Origin of the sequence: Enterobacter sp. ENT03 (assembly GCF_019218745.1) — a bacterium.
Classification (GTDB): Bacteria; Pseudomonadota; Gammaproteobacteria; order Enterobacterales; family Enterobacteriaceae; genus Enterobacter_D.
Window position 1 is genome coordinate 117,310 of sequence record NZ_JAHUXA010000004.1, and the last position, 17,958, is coordinate 135,267.

Genomic DNA, 17,958 nt, shown 5'->3' on the forward strand with positions numbered 1-17,958 from the left:
TCCACACCACCCGGCAACACCACCAAACCACAGACCGGGTAAGCGAAGCACCACCCGGCAACGCCAAACAGTAGGCCGGGTAAGCAAAGCACCTCCCGGCAACGCCAAACAGTAGGCCGGGTAAGCGAAGCGCCACCCGGCAACGCGTGCACCGTAACAGAGGTATCAGTATGAATAACAAACAGCCCTTCTGGCTGGGTATTGATTGTGGCGGCACTTACCTGAAAGCAGGGCTGTATGACCGCCATGGCAACGAGCACAGCATCGAACGCCAGCCGCTGCACACGCTGAGTGAAAAACCTGGCCGTGCGGAGCGCGACCTGCACGATTTGTGGCAACACTGCGCCGCCACTATCGCCCGCTTGCTGCAACGCACCGGCGTCACCGGCGAGCAAATCCAGGGCGTGGGTATTTCCGCACAGGGTAAAGGCCTGTTTCTGCTGGATAAAGAGGACCGTCCACTGGGCCACGCCATCCTGTCATCCGACCGTCGCGCGCTGGAGATCGTCCGCCGCTGGCAACAGGATGGCATTCCGCAACGGCTCTATCCGCATACCCGACAGACGTTGTGGACCGGACATCCGGCCTCGCTACTGCGCTGGATCAAAGAGCACGAGCCTGCGCGCTACGCGAAAATCGGCTGCGTAATGATGGGCCATGATTATCTGCGCTGGTGCCTGACCGCCGAAAAGGGCTGCGAAGAGAGCAATATCTCCGAGTCCAACCTCTACAACATGTCTTGCGGATCTTACGATCCACAGCTCACCCGCTGGCTCGGCATCAGCGAAATTGACGCCGCCCTGCCGCCAATTGTGGGATCGGCACAAATTTGCGGGGAAATCACCGCTCAGGCAGCCGCCATAACCGGTCTGGCGGCGGGTACGCCCGTCGTCGGTGGCTTGTTTGATGTGGTTTCCACCGCACTCTGCGCGGGTCTGAAAGATGAGCATCAGCTTAACGCGGTGATGGGCACCTGGGCAGTAACCAGCGGCATCACCGGAGGATTGCGGGATAACGAAGCCCACCCCTATGTCTATGGTCGCTTTGTTAACGACGATCAGTACATCGTCCATGAAGCCAGCCCCACGTCTTCCGGCAATCTCGAATGGCTGACCAGCCAGTGGGGCGCGATGCCGTTTGCAGAGATCAATCAGGCCGTCGCCACCCTGCCGCCCGCGGGCAGCGATCTGTTTTTCCTGCCGTTTCTTTACGGCAGCAACGCCGGGCTGGATATGACCAGCGGTTTCTACGGTATGCAGGCGCTGCACACCCGCGCCCATTTGTTGCAGGCGGTGTATGAAGGCGTGGTGTTCAGCCATATGACGCATCTCACCCGCATGCGCGAGCGCTTTCGCGATGTGCGCGTGCTGCGTGTGACCGGCGGACCTGCCCGTTCTGACGTCTGGATGCAGATGCTGGCGAACGTCAGCGGTCTGCCGGTGGAATTACCACAACTGGAAGAGACGGGCTGCTTCGGTGCGGCGCTGGCCGCCCAGGTGGGCACCGGCCTGTACACCACTTTCCGCGACGCGCAGCACCGCCTGCGGCACGAGATCCGCACCCTGATGCCGGAGATGGCCGCCTACGCCGCATATCAGCGCAAATATCACCACTATCAACTGTTGATTGAAGCACTTCAGGGCTTTCATGCCCGTATTAAGGAGCACACCCTATGAGCCGACCACTACTGCAACTGGCGCTCGATCACACCCGCCTTGCGGCTGCCCTGCGCGATGCCGCGCTGTTACAGGACCATGTCGATATTGTCGAAGCCGGCACCATCTTGTGCCTCAGTGAAGGGCTGAACGCTGTGCGCGCTCTGCGAGAGCAGTGCCCGGATAATATTATCGTCGCTGACTGGAAGGTCGCCGACGCCGGGGAAACCCTCGCCGGGCAGGCGTTTACGGCGGGCGCTGACTGGATGACCATCATCTGCGCCGCGCCCCTCGCCACCGTAGAAAAAGGGCATGCCGTGGCGCAGTCAATGGGCAGGGAGATCCAGATCGAACTGTTCGGCAACTGGACGCTGGAGGATGCCCGCGCCTGGCATCGTACAGGCGTGCGCCAGGCTATTTATCACCGGGGACGCGATGCGCAGGCCAGCGGTCAGCAGTGGGGCGACGCGGATTTAGCGCGTATGAAAGCGCTGTCTGACATTGGCCTTGAACTCTCCGTCACCGGCGGCATTACACCTGCCGATCTGCCGCTGTTCCGTGACATCAACGTCAAAGCCTTTATTGCCGGACGCGCGCTGGCTGGCGCTACCCATCCGGCACAGGTCGCCGGGGAATTCCACGCACACATCCGTGACATCTGGGGAGATCGCTGATGCGCAGCCATCCGTTAGGCATTTATGAAAAAGCCCTGCCCAAAGATCTGCGCTGGCCGGAGCGGCTGGTGCTGGCGAAAAGCTGCGGCTTCGATTTTGTCGAAATGTCGGTGGATGAAACCGACGAACGCCTGGCGCGCCTCGACTGGAGCACCGCCCAACGCGCATCCCTGGTGGAGGCAATGCTGGAAACCGGCGTCGCCATTCCATCGATGTGTCTGTCGGCGCACCGCCGTTTTCCGTTCGGCAGTCGCGACGAAAACGTTCGCCTGCGCGCCCGAGAGATCATGACCAAAGCTATCCGCCTGGCGCGTGATCTGGGGATCCGCACCATTCAGCTTGCCGGGTACGACGTCTACTACGAAACGCATGATGACGGCACCCAGCAGCGCTTTGCCGAGGGGCTGGCGTGGGCCGTCGAACAGGCCGCCGCCGCTCAGGTGATGCTGGCGGTGGAAATCATGGACACCGCTTTTATGAATTCCATCAGCAAATGGAAAAAGTGGGATGAACTGCTCGCCTCGCCGTGGTTCAGCGTCTATCCGGACGTCGGCAACCTCAGCGCCTGGGGCAACGATGTCGCAGCTGAACTGACGCTCGGCATTGACCGCATCGCGGCTATCCATCTGAAAGATACCCAGCCGGTCACCACGCACAGTCCCGGCCAGTTCCGCGATGTGCCCTTTGGCGAAGGCTGCGTCGATTTCGTTGACGTGTTTAGCACGCTGCAACAACTCAACTATCGCGGCGCGTTTCTTATTGAAATGTGGACGGAAAAAGCCAGCGAGCCGGTACTGGAGATTATCCAGGCGCGCCGCTGGATCGAAGCCCGCATGCAGGAAGGAGGATTAACATGTTAGAGCAACTGAAAGCCGAGGTGCTGGCCGCCAATCTGGCGCTACCGGCGCATGGTCTGGTGACGTTTACCTGGGGCAACGTCAGCGCCATGGATGCCACGCGAACGCTGATGGTGATCAAACCCTCCGGCGTTGAGTACGACGTGATGACAGCGCAAGACATGGTGGTGGTCGAGATCGCCAGCGGCGCGGTAGTGGAAGGCAGTAAAAAACCCTCCTCTGATACGCCGACGCATCTGGCGCTGTATCGCCGTTATCCGGACATCGGCGGCATTGTGCACACTCACTCGCGCCACGCCACCATTTGGGCGCAGGCCGGGCTGGATCTGCCCGCCTGGGGCACCACCCATGCCGATTATTTTTACGGGGCGATCCCCTGCACCCGCCAGATGACCGACGATGAAATCCACGGCGAGTACGAATACCAGACGGGGGAGGTGATCATAGAAACCTTCGCACAACGCGATCTCAACCCGCAGCACATTCCGGCGGTACTGGTGCACTCTCACGGCCCCTTCGCCTGGGGAAAAGATGCCGCCGATGCGGTGCACAACGCCGTGGTACTGGAGGAGTGTGCCTGTATGGGACTGTTTTCCCGCCAGCTCGCGCCGCAACTGCCGGAGATGCAGTCTGCGCTGCTGGATAAACATTACCTGCGTAAACATGGCGCGAACGCCTATTACGGGCAGTAACGTTATGAGTTGATATGCTCTTTGCAGTAGCGTCGTTTCCAGACGGCGGGCGTTAAGCCGGTGTGCTTACGGAAAATTTTTCTGAAATAACCGACGTCGCTAAAACCGCACAGCGTGGCAATCTCTTTTAGCGAACGTGCATCACTGAGTAAAAATTTTTCCGCCGCCCGCACCCGCTGGCGGTGGATCGCTTCCGTCAGCGTCAGGTGAAACGTTCGCCGGTAAACGCGCCCGAGGTAATCGGCATTGCAGTGTAATTCCCGCGCGAGCGTGGCGGTGGAAACTGGCCGATGAAACTGGGTGCGAATAAGCTGCTGCGCTTTCCAGGCAAAAGAGACGCCGCGATCGTCCTGCTGCCTTTCAACGCTTCCGGTCAGGGTTATTTGTTGCAGGATCAGTAATAAAATAAGTTCCAGCGCGGCGCTGCGCGTTAATTTTTCCTGCTCGCTTAAAAACTGGCGGAATAACGCAATAATATATTGCGGATCCCTGGGCGTCGTATGCTGAGGGACCGCAAGCGGTAGCGTCGGTTCACCGATCCTGTTGCTGGTCTGTACTTCAAAATGCAGCCAGTAGAATTTAAGATCGGCGGGAAAATCCTCCACGCCAACGTGACGCCGCTGCGGCCATAATAATAAACTCTCACCGGCGTTCACCCGAAATAGCCGCCCTTCTTCTTCGATCGTCAACGTTCCCTTTTCGACATAAATCACCTCCCACGACGCCAGTTTACGCGCCGGATGGCGACCTACACCGCGTGAAATAAATAGCCCGCCGTTTTGCACTTTAATCGGAAGTGTTATGGATAATTCAAGCATGAATATTCAATTTCCTGTTTTTATCACCGGTAATTAAACGCTTATAAATTGATTATTAATGAATTATTTTCCACCAGCCCGATCGGCTTCACATTTTGTGGATGAGGTCGGGATCGTCATCTTTTTATACTTATTTGTTGCCTTGTTGCCGCCTCTAATCCGGGCAGAATGAATAAGGTCATAACCCATAATAACGGCCTGTGGTGTTTCACGGGCAATGTGAAAACGACCTCTCCACGCTGCGAGGAGTTATCGATGACCTCTACATCTCTGTCCGGAACGGATATTGCCCATCATGATCGTGACGCCATATTATCGGTACGCGAAAAAATAGGTTACGGCCTGGGCGATGCCGGCGGCACGGTTATTACCTGCCTGATAATGAATTTCCTTACCTTTTTTTATACCGATATTTTTGGCCTGACCCCGGCGCTGGTCGGCACGTTGTTTATCGCCTTACGCGTCTTTGATGCTATTTCCGATCCGGTCATGGGCATTATTGCCGACCGTACGCAAAGCCGTTGGGGACGCTTTCGTCCCTGGCAGCTGTGGGTAGCCATACCAATTGGCATTATTGGCGTTCTGACCTTCACCGTACCGGATGCCAGCATGGGGGTAAAAATTGCCTGGGCGTTTGGTACCTATCTGCTGCTCTCCGTGGGCTACACGGCGATTAACGTTCCCTATTGTGCGCTGATCAATACCATGACGACCCGGCACGATGAGGTGATTTCGTGTCAGTCCTGGCGCTTTGTATTGTGCGGCGTCGCAGGCTTCCTGGTGTCGGTCGGCCTGCCATGGATGGTTGACGTGCTCGGTCAGGGCAATGCGGCCAACGGTTACCAGGCGGGTGTCGGTGTCCTTTGTGCACTCGCCGTGGTGATGTTCTTATGCTGTTTTTTCTGGGTGCGTGAACGGGTGCCGCTGGCGCTGATGGGTAAATTCACCCTGCGCGAACACCTTGCCGGGCTGCGTAAAAACGATCAGCTGTTACTGATGCTGGTGATGTCATTCCTGCTGATCAACGTGTTCAATATTCGCGGTGGTGGGTACATGTATTTCATCACCTACGTGCTAGAAGGCAGCACGGCGTACACCTCGCTGTTCTTTACCATGGTGACTTTCGCCTCGATTTTAGGCTCGGTGATCGTTAACCCGCTGACCCGCCGTATTGATGCCGTGAAACTGTATTACTACACCAACCTGGTGCTGGCAGCACTGGCTATTGGAATGTGGTTTTTGCCGGGCGGCCCGGCGTATCAAACACTATGGCTGGCGGTCATTCTCGGTAACGGCGTGATCCTCGGCTTCACGCTGCCGCTGCACTTTTCACTGATGGCCTTTTCCGATGACTACGGTGAATGGAAAACCGGCGTGCGCTCATCCGGCATGAACTTCGCCTTCAATCTGTTTTTTATCAAGCTTGCCTGGGCCTCCAGCGCCGGGATCATCAGCCTGCTGTTTATTTTCGTCGCTTACCAGCCAGGCGCAGGCAATCAAACTGCCGCGTCGCTACAGGGCATCACGGCGATGGAAACCCTGTTGCCCGCCCTTTTCCACCTGCTGCTGGCCGTCACTATTCGCGCCTGCAAACTTAATAACCCGATGATGTCGCGCATTGCCACCGATCTGCGTCAGCGTCATGTTCAGTCCTGAGGAGAAGATGATGAATGTAATGGAAACCGACCTGCACACGCTTAAGGTCACTGATCCGTTTTTAGGTCAGTATCAGCAACTTGTGCGCAATGTGGTGATCCCTTACCAGTGGGATGCGTTGAATGACCGTATTCCGGATGCCGATCCCAGCCATGCGATTGCGAATTTCCGCATCGCCGCCGGTCTGCAGGAGGGAGAATTTTACGGTATGGTTTTTCAGGACAGCGATGTGGCGAAATGGCTGGAAGCGGTGGCCTGGTCCCTGTGCCAGAAACCCGATGCCGAACTGGAAAACACCGCCGATGAGGTGATCGCGCTGATTGCTGCCGCGCAGTGTGACGACGGTTATCTCAACACCTGGTTTACCGTTAAAGCCCCTGGCGAGCGCTGGACAAATCTGGCGGAATGCCATGAGCTGTACACCGCCGGACATATGATCGAAGCGGCGGTGGCTTATTTCCAGGCCACCGGTAAACGCACGCTGCTCAATGTCGCCTGCCGCCTTGCCGATCACATTGATCGTGTCTTTGGCCCCGGAGTGGATCAGTTGCCTGGCTACGACGGGCACCCGGAAATAGAACTGGCCCTGATGCGCTTGTTTGAAGTGACCGGCGAAAAACGTTATTGCGATCGGGTGGCCTGGTTCGTGGAACAGCGCGGTACGCAGCCGCACTTCTATGATGTCGAATTTGCAAAGCGTGGCGGCACCTGGCACTGGCCGAATCACGGCACCGCGTGGATGGTAAAAGACAAGGCCTATAGCCAGGCGCATAAGCCGCTTTCAGAACAGGACACCGCCATCGGCCATGCGGTACGTTTTGTCTATCTGATGACCGGCGTGGCGCATCTGGCGCGGCTGGCCGGTGATGAGGGCAAGCGTCAGGATTGTCTGCGTTTGTGGCAAAACATGGTCCGTCGTCAGCTCTATATTACTGGCGGTATCGGATCACAGAGCCGGGGCGAGGCGTTCAGCCACGATTACGATCTGCCGAACGATACGGTGTACGCCGAGAGCTGCGCCTCCATTGGCCTGATGATGTTTGCCCGGCGGATGCTGGAAATGGAAGGCGACAGCCAGTATGCCGACGTTATGGAACGCGCGCTGTATAACACGGTGCTTGGCGGCATGGCGCTCGACGGAAAACACTTCTTTTACGTTAATCCTCTGGAAGTACAGCCCCGTTCGCTGCCATTTAATCATATTTACGACCACATCCAGCCGGTGCGCCAGCGCTGGTTTGGCTGCGCCTGCTGTCCACCCAATATCGCCCGTCTGCTGACCTCTATCGGCCATTACATTTACACCCCGCAGGCGGATACGCTGTTTATCAACCTTTACATTGGCAACCGGGCAGAAATCCCGGTCGGCGATGGGACGCTGCGCTTACACCTTAGCGGTAATTTTCCCTGGCAGGAAAATCTCACCCTGCGTATTGAGTCGCCGGAGCCGGTGTCCCATACCCTGGCGTTACGCCTGCCCGACTGGTGCCCTGAACCTGCCATTATGCTAAATGGCGAACCGGTCGCCGGTGAGATCCGCAAAGGTTATCTGCATCTTCATCGTGTCTGGCAGGAAGGTGATACGGTGTCCCTGACGTTGCCAATGCCTGTGCGGCGGGTGTATGGCAACCCGCTGGTGCGCCATCAGGCTGGTAAAGTCGCCGTACAGCGCGGTCCGTTGATTTATTGTCTGGAGCAGGCCGATAACGGCGAGGAGCTGCATAACCTCTGGCTGCCGAAAGAGAGCGTCTTTACCGCGATTACGGGCAAGGGGATTTTTGCGCATAAAATTCTCATCCAGACCGATGGCTATAAACAGACTACTGCACAGGCCGACCAGCAGCCGCTGTGGCATTACGATGCCTCCCCGGCGAGCCGTACTCCGCAGAAATTAACGTTTATTCCGTGGTTCAGCTGGGCGAATCGTGGCGAAGGGGAAATGCGCATCTGGATTAATGAAGGGTAACGCGGCATTCGATCCGCGCGAGAATTCAGCCCATAATAAACATTCTATAAATTCAACAGGATGTTGTATGAACACTGAAAACCGCGCGGTGATCGATACAAAACGTATTAAAGCCCGCAGCATTTATCGTTTACTGCTTATCGGCCTGAGCATTCCCATGGGCGTGCTGGGCTTTATTTTTGGGTTATTCGGCTGCTTTGGCTACGACACCGTGAGCTGGAACCAGCAGTATATCCATGGGCTGCTTGCGCTGCCGGTCGGGCTGTTTATCGGCGTCCTGATGAGCGCGATCATGACGGCCATCATCGGTTCGCTAAGTTGCCTTGGTCTGTGGATTTATAGCCGCTTCAGACCGCTAAAAATAACGGTCCTGGATTAAGCATTTCCACCACCGTGCCAAAATTTAAGAATGAGTGAAGGTGTTTATTACCTTACTTTACATTGCGTTGGTTGGCCTGAGCCATACTTAGCGCAAGCGGGTATCACAGGAAACAAACTATGCAGCTTTTTATCGGTTTTGACGTGGGTGGCACACATATCAAGCATGGCGTAATTGATGAGAACGGCGAGGAGCTGACCTCAGACGAGTATGACACGCCGGACGACATTGAGACGTTCAAGCAGAAATGGCAAGCGGTGGTGGAGGGGTATCAGAAGGATCACGACATCGCCGCCGTTGGTGTCAGTTTCCCGGGTTATATCAACATCCGTACGGGTATCGCCCTGAAAGCCGGGGCGCTGGATTTTATGGACGGGACTAACCTGCGCGAGCTGTTTGCCGGGCTCTGCGATCTGCCGGTGATTGTCGAAAACGATGCTAACTGTGCGGCGCTGGGCGAGCGCTGGCGCGGGGCTGCCCGGAATTACGATAACGTGGTCTGTATCACCGTGGGCACGGGTATCGGCGGCGGTATCATTTTTGACGGCGAGCTGTATCGCGGATCGCATTTCCGTGGGGGCGAGTTTGGCGTGATGCCGGTCGGCAACGAGGGCGAGAGCATGCATGAAGTCGCTTCCGCCCGCGGTCTGATGGAGGCGTGCCGCCGTGCGCTTGCGCTGTCTGCCGAAGAGATGCCCCACGGAAAAGAGATCTTCGAACGCATGGACAGCGACGTACACCTGCGTGAAGCCGTTAACCAGTGGGCGCGCTTTTTATCGCGCGGTATTTACAGCGTGATTTCCATGTACGACCCGCAGGTGGTACTGATCGGCGGCGGGTTAAGCGAGCAGGAAAAAGTCTATCAGCTGCTCGATCGCCATCTGGAAACCTTCGAGATGTGGGAATTTCTGAAAGCGCCGATTCTTCCCTGCAAACTGGGTAACCAGGCGGGCAGGCTCGGCGCGGTATGGCTGGCGAAGCAGCAGGTGAAAGCCGGGTGACACCCCGGCTGGATTCAGTGGTTTTCCGGAAACAGCTGCGCATCACGCAGCAGATGGTCGTTGCCGCGTCGGCGGGTAAAGCCGATGCGGTCAAAATATTCGAGGATCTGGATCGCCAGCTTACGTCCAACGTTCAGCCGATCGCGGAAATCTGCCGCACAGGTTGATCCCCGCGCCTGATCCAGTTCGCGGATCATACTGGCAAAAGCCACGATCCGGTCGTTACGGTAATAGCGATCTTTTACGATCGCGGTGATCAGCCCCTGCTGCGCCGCCTGTCGTAATACACTGCGCATTAACGGCTCATCGGTACCCGTTTCCCGCGCCAGATCGCGGACCCACCAGGGCTCATCAGCAAACAGCGCTGCCGCACGCTGCCAGATCGCCGCCTGTTCTTCGGTGAAACCGGCTTTATGATCCGGCAGATGCAGCCAGCCGTGATGGCTGGCAATGTCGCCGCTTTCACGCATCCGCTCGATTAACGTCAGCACCAGAGCGTCGTCTTCCATCGGCAGCGCCATGCGCCGCAGACGCTCGCGTCCGGGACCGGGTTCGTCTTTATGCTGTTCGTGATAGGTCGCCAGCGTGTCGAGCAGTTTACGCTGCCAGCCTGCGGCCACCGCCACACTCAGTACGCTGTCCCCCGACTGGATCAGCCCGTCATGGCGCGTTAACGCGTCCAGTCCACTGCGACTTAACTGCCGCACCCAGCCAAAGCGGCTGAGGGAGACGGCACCGCGCGTCAGATGCGCGGCCAGCGCGCTGGCGTCGTCCCCGGCGGCGGCAAGCGTGGCGAGCCAGTCGAGATATGCCGTTTTACGCTTGCCACGACGGGGAGGATCGAGCATCACGACTCGCGCCCCGGCCAGCGTGGTGCGCGCCGAAATATCACGCAGCACCAGCCGATCGTTGTCTGCCAGCCACAGCGGGCTGTCGAGCACCAACTCGGCCAGATCGTCGGTCAGCAGCGAGACGCGCCCGGTGATATGGCTGGCGGCATGGTGAATATGTAAGGGCTGCCACTGCGTCAGGGGCGTATGGCTTTGCAGCGCAACAATAACGCGGGATGACGGCTCCGTGGGCGCCTCGCTGAGCAGCCAGTCGCCGCGGTTGAGCGCCTCTTTTTCGGCATCGCCGGTAATGTTCAGGGCGATACGCTCCCCGGCCATCGCATGATCGACCGGCTGGTTTTGCGCATGCAGACCGCGCACGCGCATGGGTTTGTTGATACCGGTCAGCCACAGGGTATCGCCGGTGCGCACATCGCCCGACAGCGCCGTGCCGGTTACCACCAGCCCTGCGCCCTTCACCGTAAAGGCGCGGTCAATCGCCAGCCGGAAACGCTGATGCTGCACATGTTCCCGCTCCGGGAGATGCAGCAAATGCTCGCGCAGTTCATCGATGCCGCGCTGGGTGGTCGCAGCGGTGATAAAGAGCGCCGCATCGGTAAAGCCGTATTCGCGCAGCGTGGCGCGCACCTCGTCCTGGACGGCGGCAATGCGCGCCTCGTCCACCCGGTCGGCTTTGGTCAGCGCCACGGTCAGGGTTGGCTGTCCGGTCAGTTGCAAAATCGCCAGATGTTCGCGGGTCTGGGCCATCACGCCATCATCACAGGCCACCACCAGCAGCGCGTGATCGATACCGCCGACGCCTGCCAGCATATTGGCGAGAAACTTTTCATGGCCCGGCACATCAATAAATCCCGGTACACGGCCATCGGCCTGCGGCCAGTAGGCATAACCCAGATCGATGGTCATGCCGCGTTTTTTCTCTTCCGGCAGACGGTCGGCATTGACGCCGGTGATCGCTTCCAGCAGCGTCGTTTTGCCGTGATCCACATGTCCGGCGGTGGCAATAATCATTTCAGTAACATCTCCAGAAAACGGGTTTCGTCCTCAAGACAACGTAAATCGAGCCACAGGCGGCCATCGGTGATGCGGCCGATCACCGGCACGTCGCGCGTGCGCCATTGCGCCGCCAGCGTTTCCAGCCTGCTACCGCGCCCGTCCTGCGGGGTGAAGGTGAGGGCCACGCTCGGCAGCCGATCCACCGGCAGCGAGCCGCTGCCAATCTGCGACAGACAGGCTTCCACCTGCACGTGGAAGTCAGGAAAATGCGCGGCAAGGATGGGCTGAAGTTTTTCCGCCACGGCGCGGATCGCCGCGGTATCGCGGGTCAGCAGGCGCAGCGTCGGCAGATCCTGCGTGAGTTTTTCCGGATGCAGATAGAGGCGCAGTGTGGCCTCCAGCGCGGCGAGGGTCATTTTGTCGGCCCGCAGCGCACGTTTTAACGGGTGCTGTTGCAGGCGGGCAATGAGCGCTTTTTTGCCGACGATGATCCCGGCCTGCGGGCCGCCGAGCAGTTTATCGCCGGAGAAGCTGACCAGGCTGACACCCGCGGCGATCAGCGCCTGTGGCATGGGCTCTTTCGGCAGCCCGTACTGGCTGAGATCCACCAGCGAGCCGCTGCCCAAATCCACGACGACCGGAACGGCGTGCTCGTTGCCGATGGCGACCAGTTCCGCTTCGTCCACGGCTTTGGTAAAGCCTTCGATCTGATAATTACTGGTATGCACTTTCATCAGCAGCGCAGTGTTGTCGTTGATGGCCTGACGATAATCTTTGGCATGGGTGCGGTTGGTTGTGCCGACTTCATGCAGCACGCAGCCCGCCTGGCGCATGACGTCCGGAATGCGGAACGCGCCGCCAATCTCCACCAGTTCGCCCCGCGATACCACCACTTCCTGGCCGCTCGCCGTGGCCGCCAGCATTAACAGCACCGCCGCCGCGTTGTTATTGACGATACAGGCGTCTTCCGCGCCCGTCAGACGACACAGCATGGCCGCCAGCGCGCTGTCGCGATGCCCGCGCCCTGCACCGTCCAGATCGTACTCCAGCGATACCGGGGAGCGCATGGCTTGTGCCACCGCCTCTATCGCCGCTTCCGCCTGCAATGCCCGTCCGAGATTGGTGTGCAGCACCGTGCCGGTGAGGTTTATTACCGGACGGATGGCGCTTTGCTGTTGTTGATGAAGGTGCTGGCGCGTCGCCCCGGCCCAGTCAGCGCTCCACGCTGGCAGCGTCTGGCTGTCATGGATAGCGGCGCGGGCCTCGTCCTGCAACTGGCGCAACGCTTCCACCACCCGCGTATGACCAAAAGTCGCTACTAGCGGGCGGAAAGCGTCATCGCGCAATAAACGGTCGGTTGCCGGGATCTGGCTGAACAGGGAACGATTTTCAGGGGTCATGACACTGCCTTGCTGTGATTGGCCCCTCCGTCGGGAAGGGGTCGACGTGAGGGGATTGTACAGCGTCTTTGCTCAGGCTGTCATAATGCGTATCAAGCCTTGGGCGGTTCGGTGCGGGCAAAGCTTTCGCGCTGGAAGAGCGTTTCCACCAGCTTCACCAGCTGCGGGCGCTCGACGCACCAGCCCGGCGAGACGCGGCGGAAGTTCAGATAGCCGATTGCGCAGGCGACGGCGATGTTCGCCAGATCGAGGGACTGCGACTGCAACACGCCGTTGGCGGCGTATTGTTCAAGCGCATCGAGCGCGCGGCTGATTTTTTCCCGCTGGCGCACCAGTTCGCTTTCCGACTGCTGCGCTGCCGGACGGGTCTGCTCGCGCACGGAGGTCAGCGCCGCATCCATAATGCCGTCCGCCAGTGCTTCCAGCTGGCGCACCCGCAATGCGGCTTTCGCATCGGTGGGCAGCAGCGCAGGTGCCATACCCAGCTGTTCCAGATATTCCGCAATAATCGGCGAATCAAACCAGGTTTCGCCGTCGTCAGTGACCAGCGCAGGCACTTTGCCGAGCGGATTGAATTGTGAAACGCCATTCTCTGCGTTATAGGGCAGTTCATTGACGAATTCGAAGGTGATGCCTTTTTCCAGCAAAATCACGGAAATCTTTCGCACAAAGGGGCTGGTATAACTGCCGATCAGTTTCATGGCCGGGTCCTTAATCGCCTGTGAAAAGATCATTATGGCCCACCGTCGCGCAAAAGGCAGGCGAGCCTTCATAAATGTGAAAACTCGGTTTCGTAGGGTGTGAGGCGTGTAAGGAAGTTACATCCGGCGGCGACGCGCACAACACAGTTTGTCTTTGAGCACAGTCAGAAAACGCCTGGCAAAAATTTCTTGTGATACAAATCACAAATTAACAACAAAGTCGCCACATAAAAATGTGATTAAAATCACATTAACCCCCAATTGGGGCATGATTTTTCGTCATTGTTCTTTTTTTACACAAGTATTTTGTGATTCAGATCACGTCAAATTACCGGTCACACCCTATGTTTATGTGATTTAGATCACACCAAAGGTCACGATCTGGACAGAAAGACGATTCGGTGCCAGATTTCGCCTCACACACATCATGGGTCCGGCTACCTCTGCCGCCACATTAACAACAAACCTCGGGCTTCCGGCCTGTGCGATAGCAAACATAAGAAGGGGTGTTTTATGTCATCCGATATTAAGATCAAAGTGCAAAGCTTTGGTCGATTCCTTAGCAATATGGTGATGCCCAACATCGGCGCGTTTATCGCCTGGGGTATTATCACCGCACTGTTTATTCCAACGGGATGGTTACCGAACGAAACGCTGGCGAAACTCGTCGGCCCGATGATTACGTATCTGCTGCCACTGCTGATCGGTTATACCGGTGGGCGTCTGGTTGGTGGCGAGCGTGGCGGCGTAGTGGGTGCTATCACCACCATGGGCGTTATCGTTGGCGCAGATATGCCGATGTTCCTCGGTGCCATGATTGCTGGTCCGCTGGGCGGTCTGTGCATCAAGAAATTTGATGCCGCGGTAGACGGTAAGATCAAATCCGGTTTCGAAATGCTGGTGAATAACTTCTCCGCTGGCATCATCGGTATGATCCTCGCCATTCTGGCGTTCCTCGGCATTGGCCCGGCGGTTGAAGTGCTGTCTAAAGTACTGGCGGCGGGCGTTAACTTCATGGTTGTCCATGACATGCTGCCGCTGGCGTCCATCTTTGTTGAACCGGCGAAAATCCTGTTCCTCAACAACGCCATCAACCACGGTATCTTCTCGCCGTTGGGTATTCAGCAGTCTCACGATCTCGGCAAGTCCATCTTCTTCCTGATTGAAGCCAACCCGGGTCCGGGTATGGGCGTACTGCTGGCCTATATATTCTTCGGTCGCGGTAGCGCTAAACAGTCTGCGGGCGGCGCGGCAATCATCCACTTCCTGGGTGGTATCCACGAAATTTACTTCCCGTATGTGCTGATGAACCCGCGTCTGCTGATCGCGGTGATCCTCGGCGGTATGACTGGCGTGTTTACGCTGAACGTGCTGGGCGGTGGTCTGGTATCTCCGGCGTCTCCGGGTTCTATCCTGGCGGTACTGGCGATGACTCCGAAAGGTGCTTATTTTGCTAACCTCGCCGCGATTTTCGCCGCGCTGGCCGTCTCTTTCGTGATCTCCGCCATTCTGCTGAAAACCAGCAAAGTGAAAGAAGAAGACGATATTGAAGCCGCGACCCGTCGCATGCAGGACATGAAAGCCGAGTCTAAAGGTGCCTCTCCGCTGACGGCGGGCGAAGTGTCCAACGACCTGAGCCATGTACGTAAAATCATCGTCGCCTGTGATGCCGGTATGGGTTCCAGCGCCATGGGCGCAGGCGTGCTGCGTAAGAAAGTGCAGGATGCGGGGCTGACTAACATCTCCGTGACCAACAGCGCGATCAACAACCTGCCACCGGATGTTGACCTGGTGATCACGCACCGCGACCTCACTGAGCGCGCGATGCGTCAGGTACCGCAGGCACAGCATATTTCGCTGACCAACTTCCTCGACAGCGGCCTGTATACCAGCCTGACGGAGCGTCTGGTTGTCGCGCAGCGCCATCTGCAGAATGAAGAAAAAGTCCGCACCAGCCTGCAGGACAGCTTCGACGAAAGTAACAGCCACCTGTTCCGTCTGGGCGCAGAAAACATCTTCCTGGGCCGCACGGCGAGCACTAAAGAAGAAGCCATTATTTTTGCCGGTGAGCAACTGGTAAAAGGCGGCTACGTTGAGCCGGAATATGTGCAGGCGATGCTGGATCGCGAAAAACTGACCCCGACCTATCTGGGTGAGTCCATCGCTGTGCCGCACGGTACGGTGGAAGCGAAAGACCGTGTTCTGAAGACCGGCGTGGTATTCTGCCAGTATCCGGAAGGCGTGCGCTTCGGTGATGACGCCGATGATGTTGCCCGTCTGGTTATCGGTATTGCTGCCCGTAATAACGAGCACGTACAGGTGATCACCAGCCTGACCAATGCACTGGACGACGAGTCTGTGATTGAGCGCCTGACGCACACGCAGAGCGTTGAAGAAGTGCTGGCTCTGCTGAACAAGTAAGGTTACGCCCTTTCCCCTCTCCCATTGGGAGAGGGTTAGGGTGAGGAGAATTCGCCTCCTCACCCCAGCCCTCTCGGGTAAAAACATTAATGAAGGTTAATTCTATGAAAGCATTACATTTTGGCGCAGGTAATATCGGACGTGGCTTCATCGGCAAATTGCTGGCGGACGCGGGTATTGAGCTGACATTCGCCGATGTGAATCAGGCGGTGCTCGACGCCCTGAATGCCCGTCATAGCTATCAGGTTCACGTTGTCGGTGAAAATGAACAGGTGGACACCGTTTCGGGTGTTAACGCGGTCAGCAGCATTGGCGACGAGGTTATCGATCTCATCGCGCAGGTTGATCTGGTGACCACGGCGGTTGGCCCGGTGGTGCTGGAGCGTATCGCCCCGGCTATCGCTAAAGGCCTGGCAAAACGCAAAGCCCAGGGTAACGACACGCCGCTCAATATCATCGCCTGTGAAAATATGGTGCGCGGCACCACGCAGCTGAAAGGTCACGTGTTTAACGCGCTGGCGGAAGAAGATAAAGCCTGGGTAGAAGCACATACCGGCTTTGTGGACTCCGCCGTTGACCGTATCGTGCCGCCGTCGGCCTCGGCCACCAACGATCCGCTGGAAGTGACGGTGGAAACCTTCAGCGAGTGGATCGTCGACCAGACGCAGTTCAAAGGCACGCCGCCGACCATCGCGGGTATGGAGCTGACCGATAACCTGATGGCCTTCGTTGAACGTAAACTGTTCACTCTGAACACCGGTCACGCTATTACCGCTTATCTCGGCCAGCAGGCCGGTTTGCAGACTATCCGTGACGCCATCCTCGACGAGAAAATCCGTACTGTGGTAAAAGGTGCGATGGTAGAAAGCGGTGCGGTGCTGATCAAACGTTATGGTTTCGACACGCAGAAACACGCCGCCTATATCCAGAAAATTTTGGGTCGTTTTGAAAATCCTTATCTGAAAGATGATGTGGAGCGCGTTGGTCGTCAGCCGCTGCGTAAACTGAGCGCGGGCGATCGCCTGATCAAACCGCTGCTGGGCACGCTGGAATATGATCTGCCGCATCACAACCTGGTGCTGGGCATTGCCGCGGCGATGCACTATCGCAGCGAGCAGGATCCGCAGGCGATTGAACTGGCACAGCTGATAGAAGAGAAAGGCCCGCAGGCTGCGCTGGCGCAGATTTCCGGTCTGGACGCGACGAGCGACGTCGTGGCAGAGGCGGTAAACGCGTACAACGCAAAGGCATGATGCCAAACCCGGCGCGGAGCCTTCCGCGCCTGAACAACAGATTGTCGGATATGCAGGCAATAATGGAAGAAACCCAGGCCTTTGAAAACCGTGTGCTTGAGCGTCTTAATGCAGGCAAAACCGTACGCAGCTTTTTGATTGCCGCCGTCGAGTTACTCACCGAAGCGGTAAATATTCTGGTGCTTCAGGTTTTTCGCAAAGACGATTACGCGGTGAAATATGCCGTTGAGCCGCTGCTTGACGGCGACGGCCCGCTGGGCGATTTGTCTGTGCGCTTAAAACTCATTTACGGGCTTGGCGTGATCAGCCGCCTGGAATATGAGGACGCCGAACTGCTGATGGCGCTGCGGGAAGAGCTGAACCACGACGGCAGCGAATACGCGTTTACTGACGACGAGATCTTAGGCCCCTTCGGTGAGCTGCACTGCGTTGCCGCCCTGCCGCCTGCGCCGCCGTTTGATCTCAGCGATGCCGACCTCTACGCGATGCAAAAGCAGCGTTATCAACAGATTGTGCGATCCACCATGGTGCTTTCCCTGACAGAGCTGATCTCCCGTATCAGCCTGAAAAAAGCCTTTCAGAAGTAACCGCCCGCGGATTAGTGTATCCTTAGCGCAATATCTCCCCGATTTAGAGTC

General features: G+C 57.6%; 15 protein-coding genes. 11 read left to right on the forward strand and 4 right to left on the reverse strand.

Annotation, left to right across the window (positions count from 1 at the left end):
* Window positions 1-170 precede the first annotated feature (170 nt).
* From KW828_RS08665 to araD, 4 genes are read left to right on the forward strand one after another with little or no spacing between them, the layout of a single operon-like run.
* Window positions 171-1,676, forward strand: coding sequence for an FGGY-family carbohydrate kinase (locus KW828_RS08665; RefSeq protein ID WP_218336003.1), 1,506 nt, complete (start codon window positions 171-173; stop codon window positions 1,674-1,676).
* Window positions 1,673-2,329, forward strand: coding sequence for a 3-keto-L-gulonate-6-phosphate decarboxylase UlaD (gene ulaD, locus KW828_RS08670; RefSeq protein ID WP_218336004.1), 657 nt, complete (start codon window positions 1,673-1,675; stop codon window positions 2,327-2,329). Before KW828_RS08665 ends, ulaD begins: the two co-directional genes overlap by 4 nt.
* The gene (locus KW828_RS08675; protein WP_218336005.1) at window positions 2,329-3,189 is read left to right on the forward strand and encodes an L-ribulose-5-phosphate 3-epimerase; all 861 of its coding nucleotides are present in this window, start codon (window positions 2,329-2,331) and stop codon (window positions 3,187-3,189) included. Before ulaD ends, KW828_RS08675 begins: the two co-directional genes overlap by 1 nt.
* Window positions 3,183-3,878, forward strand: coding sequence for an L-ribulose-5-phosphate 4-epimerase (araD, locus tag KW828_RS08680; protein ID WP_218336006.1), 696 nt, complete (start codon window positions 3,183-3,185; stop codon window positions 3,876-3,878). The genes KW828_RS08675 and araD overlap by 7 nt, the downstream gene beginning before the upstream one ends.
* Window positions 3,879-3,880: 2 nt before the next feature.
* Here the strand turns inward: araD and KW828_RS08685 are convergent, their stop codons facing one another.
* The gene (locus KW828_RS08685; RefSeq protein WP_218336007.1) at window positions 3,881-4,696 is read right to left on the reverse strand and encodes a helix-turn-helix domain-containing protein; all 816 of its coding nucleotides are present in this window, start codon (window positions 4,694-4,696) and stop codon (window positions 3,881-3,883) included.
* Between the two features lie 255 nt (window positions 4,697-4,951).
* On the opposite strand from KW828_RS08685, the gene KW828_RS08690 reads away from it, so the two are divergent.
* The 4 genes from KW828_RS08690 (at window position 4,952) to KW828_RS08705 (ending at window position 9,698) form a co-directional block, all read left to right on the forward strand.
* On the forward strand, window positions 4,952-6,352 hold the full coding sequence (locus KW828_RS08690) for an MFS transporter (RefSeq protein ID WP_218336008.1): 1,401 nt from the start codon (window positions 4,952-4,954) through the stop codon (window positions 6,350-6,352).
* Between the two features lie 10 nt (window positions 6,353-6,362).
* Window positions 6,363-8,318: a glycoside hydrolase family 127 protein gene (locus KW828_RS08695; RefSeq protein WP_218336092.1), complete on the forward strand. Its 1,956-nt coding sequence runs from the start codon at window positions 6,363-6,365 to the stop codon at window positions 8,316-8,318.
* 67 nt (window positions 8,319-8,385) lie between these two features.
* Entirely contained in the window at window positions 8,386-8,697 is a 312-nt protein-coding gene (locus KW828_RS08700; protein WP_218336009.1) for a hypothetical protein, read from the forward strand.
* A 119-nt stretch (window positions 8,698-8,816) separates the two neighbouring features.
* On the forward strand, window positions 8,817-9,698 hold the full coding sequence (locus tag KW828_RS08705; RefSeq protein ID WP_218336010.1) for an ROK family protein: 882 nt from the start codon (window positions 8,817-8,819) through the stop codon (window positions 9,696-9,698).
* 14 nt (window positions 9,699-9,712) lie between these two features.
* Here the strand turns inward: KW828_RS08705 and selB are convergent, their stop codons facing one another.
* From selB to KW828_RS08720, 3 genes are all read right to left on the reverse strand, one after another.
* Window positions 9,713-11,560: a selenocysteine-specific translation elongation factor gene (gene selB / locus KW828_RS08710; protein WP_218336011.1), complete on the reverse strand. Its 1,848-nt coding sequence runs from the start codon at window positions 11,558-11,560 to the stop codon at window positions 9,713-9,715.
* The gene (selA, locus tag KW828_RS08715; protein ID WP_218336012.1) at window positions 11,557-12,945 is read right to left on the reverse strand and encodes an L-seryl-tRNA(Sec) selenium transferase; all 1,389 of its coding nucleotides are present in this window, start codon (window positions 12,943-12,945) and stop codon (window positions 11,557-11,559) included. The genes selB and selA overlap by 4 nt, the downstream gene beginning before the upstream one ends.
* Before the next feature lie 92 nt (window positions 12,946-13,037).
* Window positions 13,038-13,646, reverse strand: a complete 609-nt coding sequence (locus KW828_RS08720; protein ID WP_218336013.1) for a glutathione S-transferase — start codon at window positions 13,644-13,646, stop codon at window positions 13,038-13,040.
* Window positions 13,647-14,159: 513 nt separating this feature from the next.
* On the opposite strand from KW828_RS08720, the gene KW828_RS08725 reads away from it, so the two are divergent.
* The 3 genes from KW828_RS08725 (at window position 14,160) to mtlR (ending at window position 17,907) form a co-directional block, all read left to right on the forward strand.
* Window positions 14,160-16,067, forward strand: a complete 1,908-nt coding sequence (locus KW828_RS08725; protein WP_218336014.1) for a PTS mannitol transporter subunit IICBA — start codon at window positions 14,160-14,162, stop codon at window positions 16,065-16,067.
* A gap of 104 nt (window positions 16,068-16,171) precedes the next feature.
* Window positions 16,172-17,320 carry a mannitol-1-phosphate 5-dehydrogenase gene (gene mtlD, locus KW828_RS08730; protein ID WP_218336015.1) on the forward strand — a complete coding sequence of 383 codons (1,149 nt, stop codon included), beginning with the start codon at window positions 16,172-16,174 and terminating at the stop codon, window positions 17,318-17,320.
* The gene (mtlR, locus tag KW828_RS08735) at window positions 17,317-17,907 is read left to right on the forward strand and encodes a mannitol operon repressor MtlR (RefSeq protein ID WP_218336016.1); all 591 of its coding nucleotides are present in this window, start codon (window positions 17,317-17,319) and stop codon (window positions 17,905-17,907) included. Before mtlD ends, mtlR begins: the two co-directional genes overlap by 4 nt.
* Window positions 17,908-17,958: the final 51 nt, after the last annotated feature.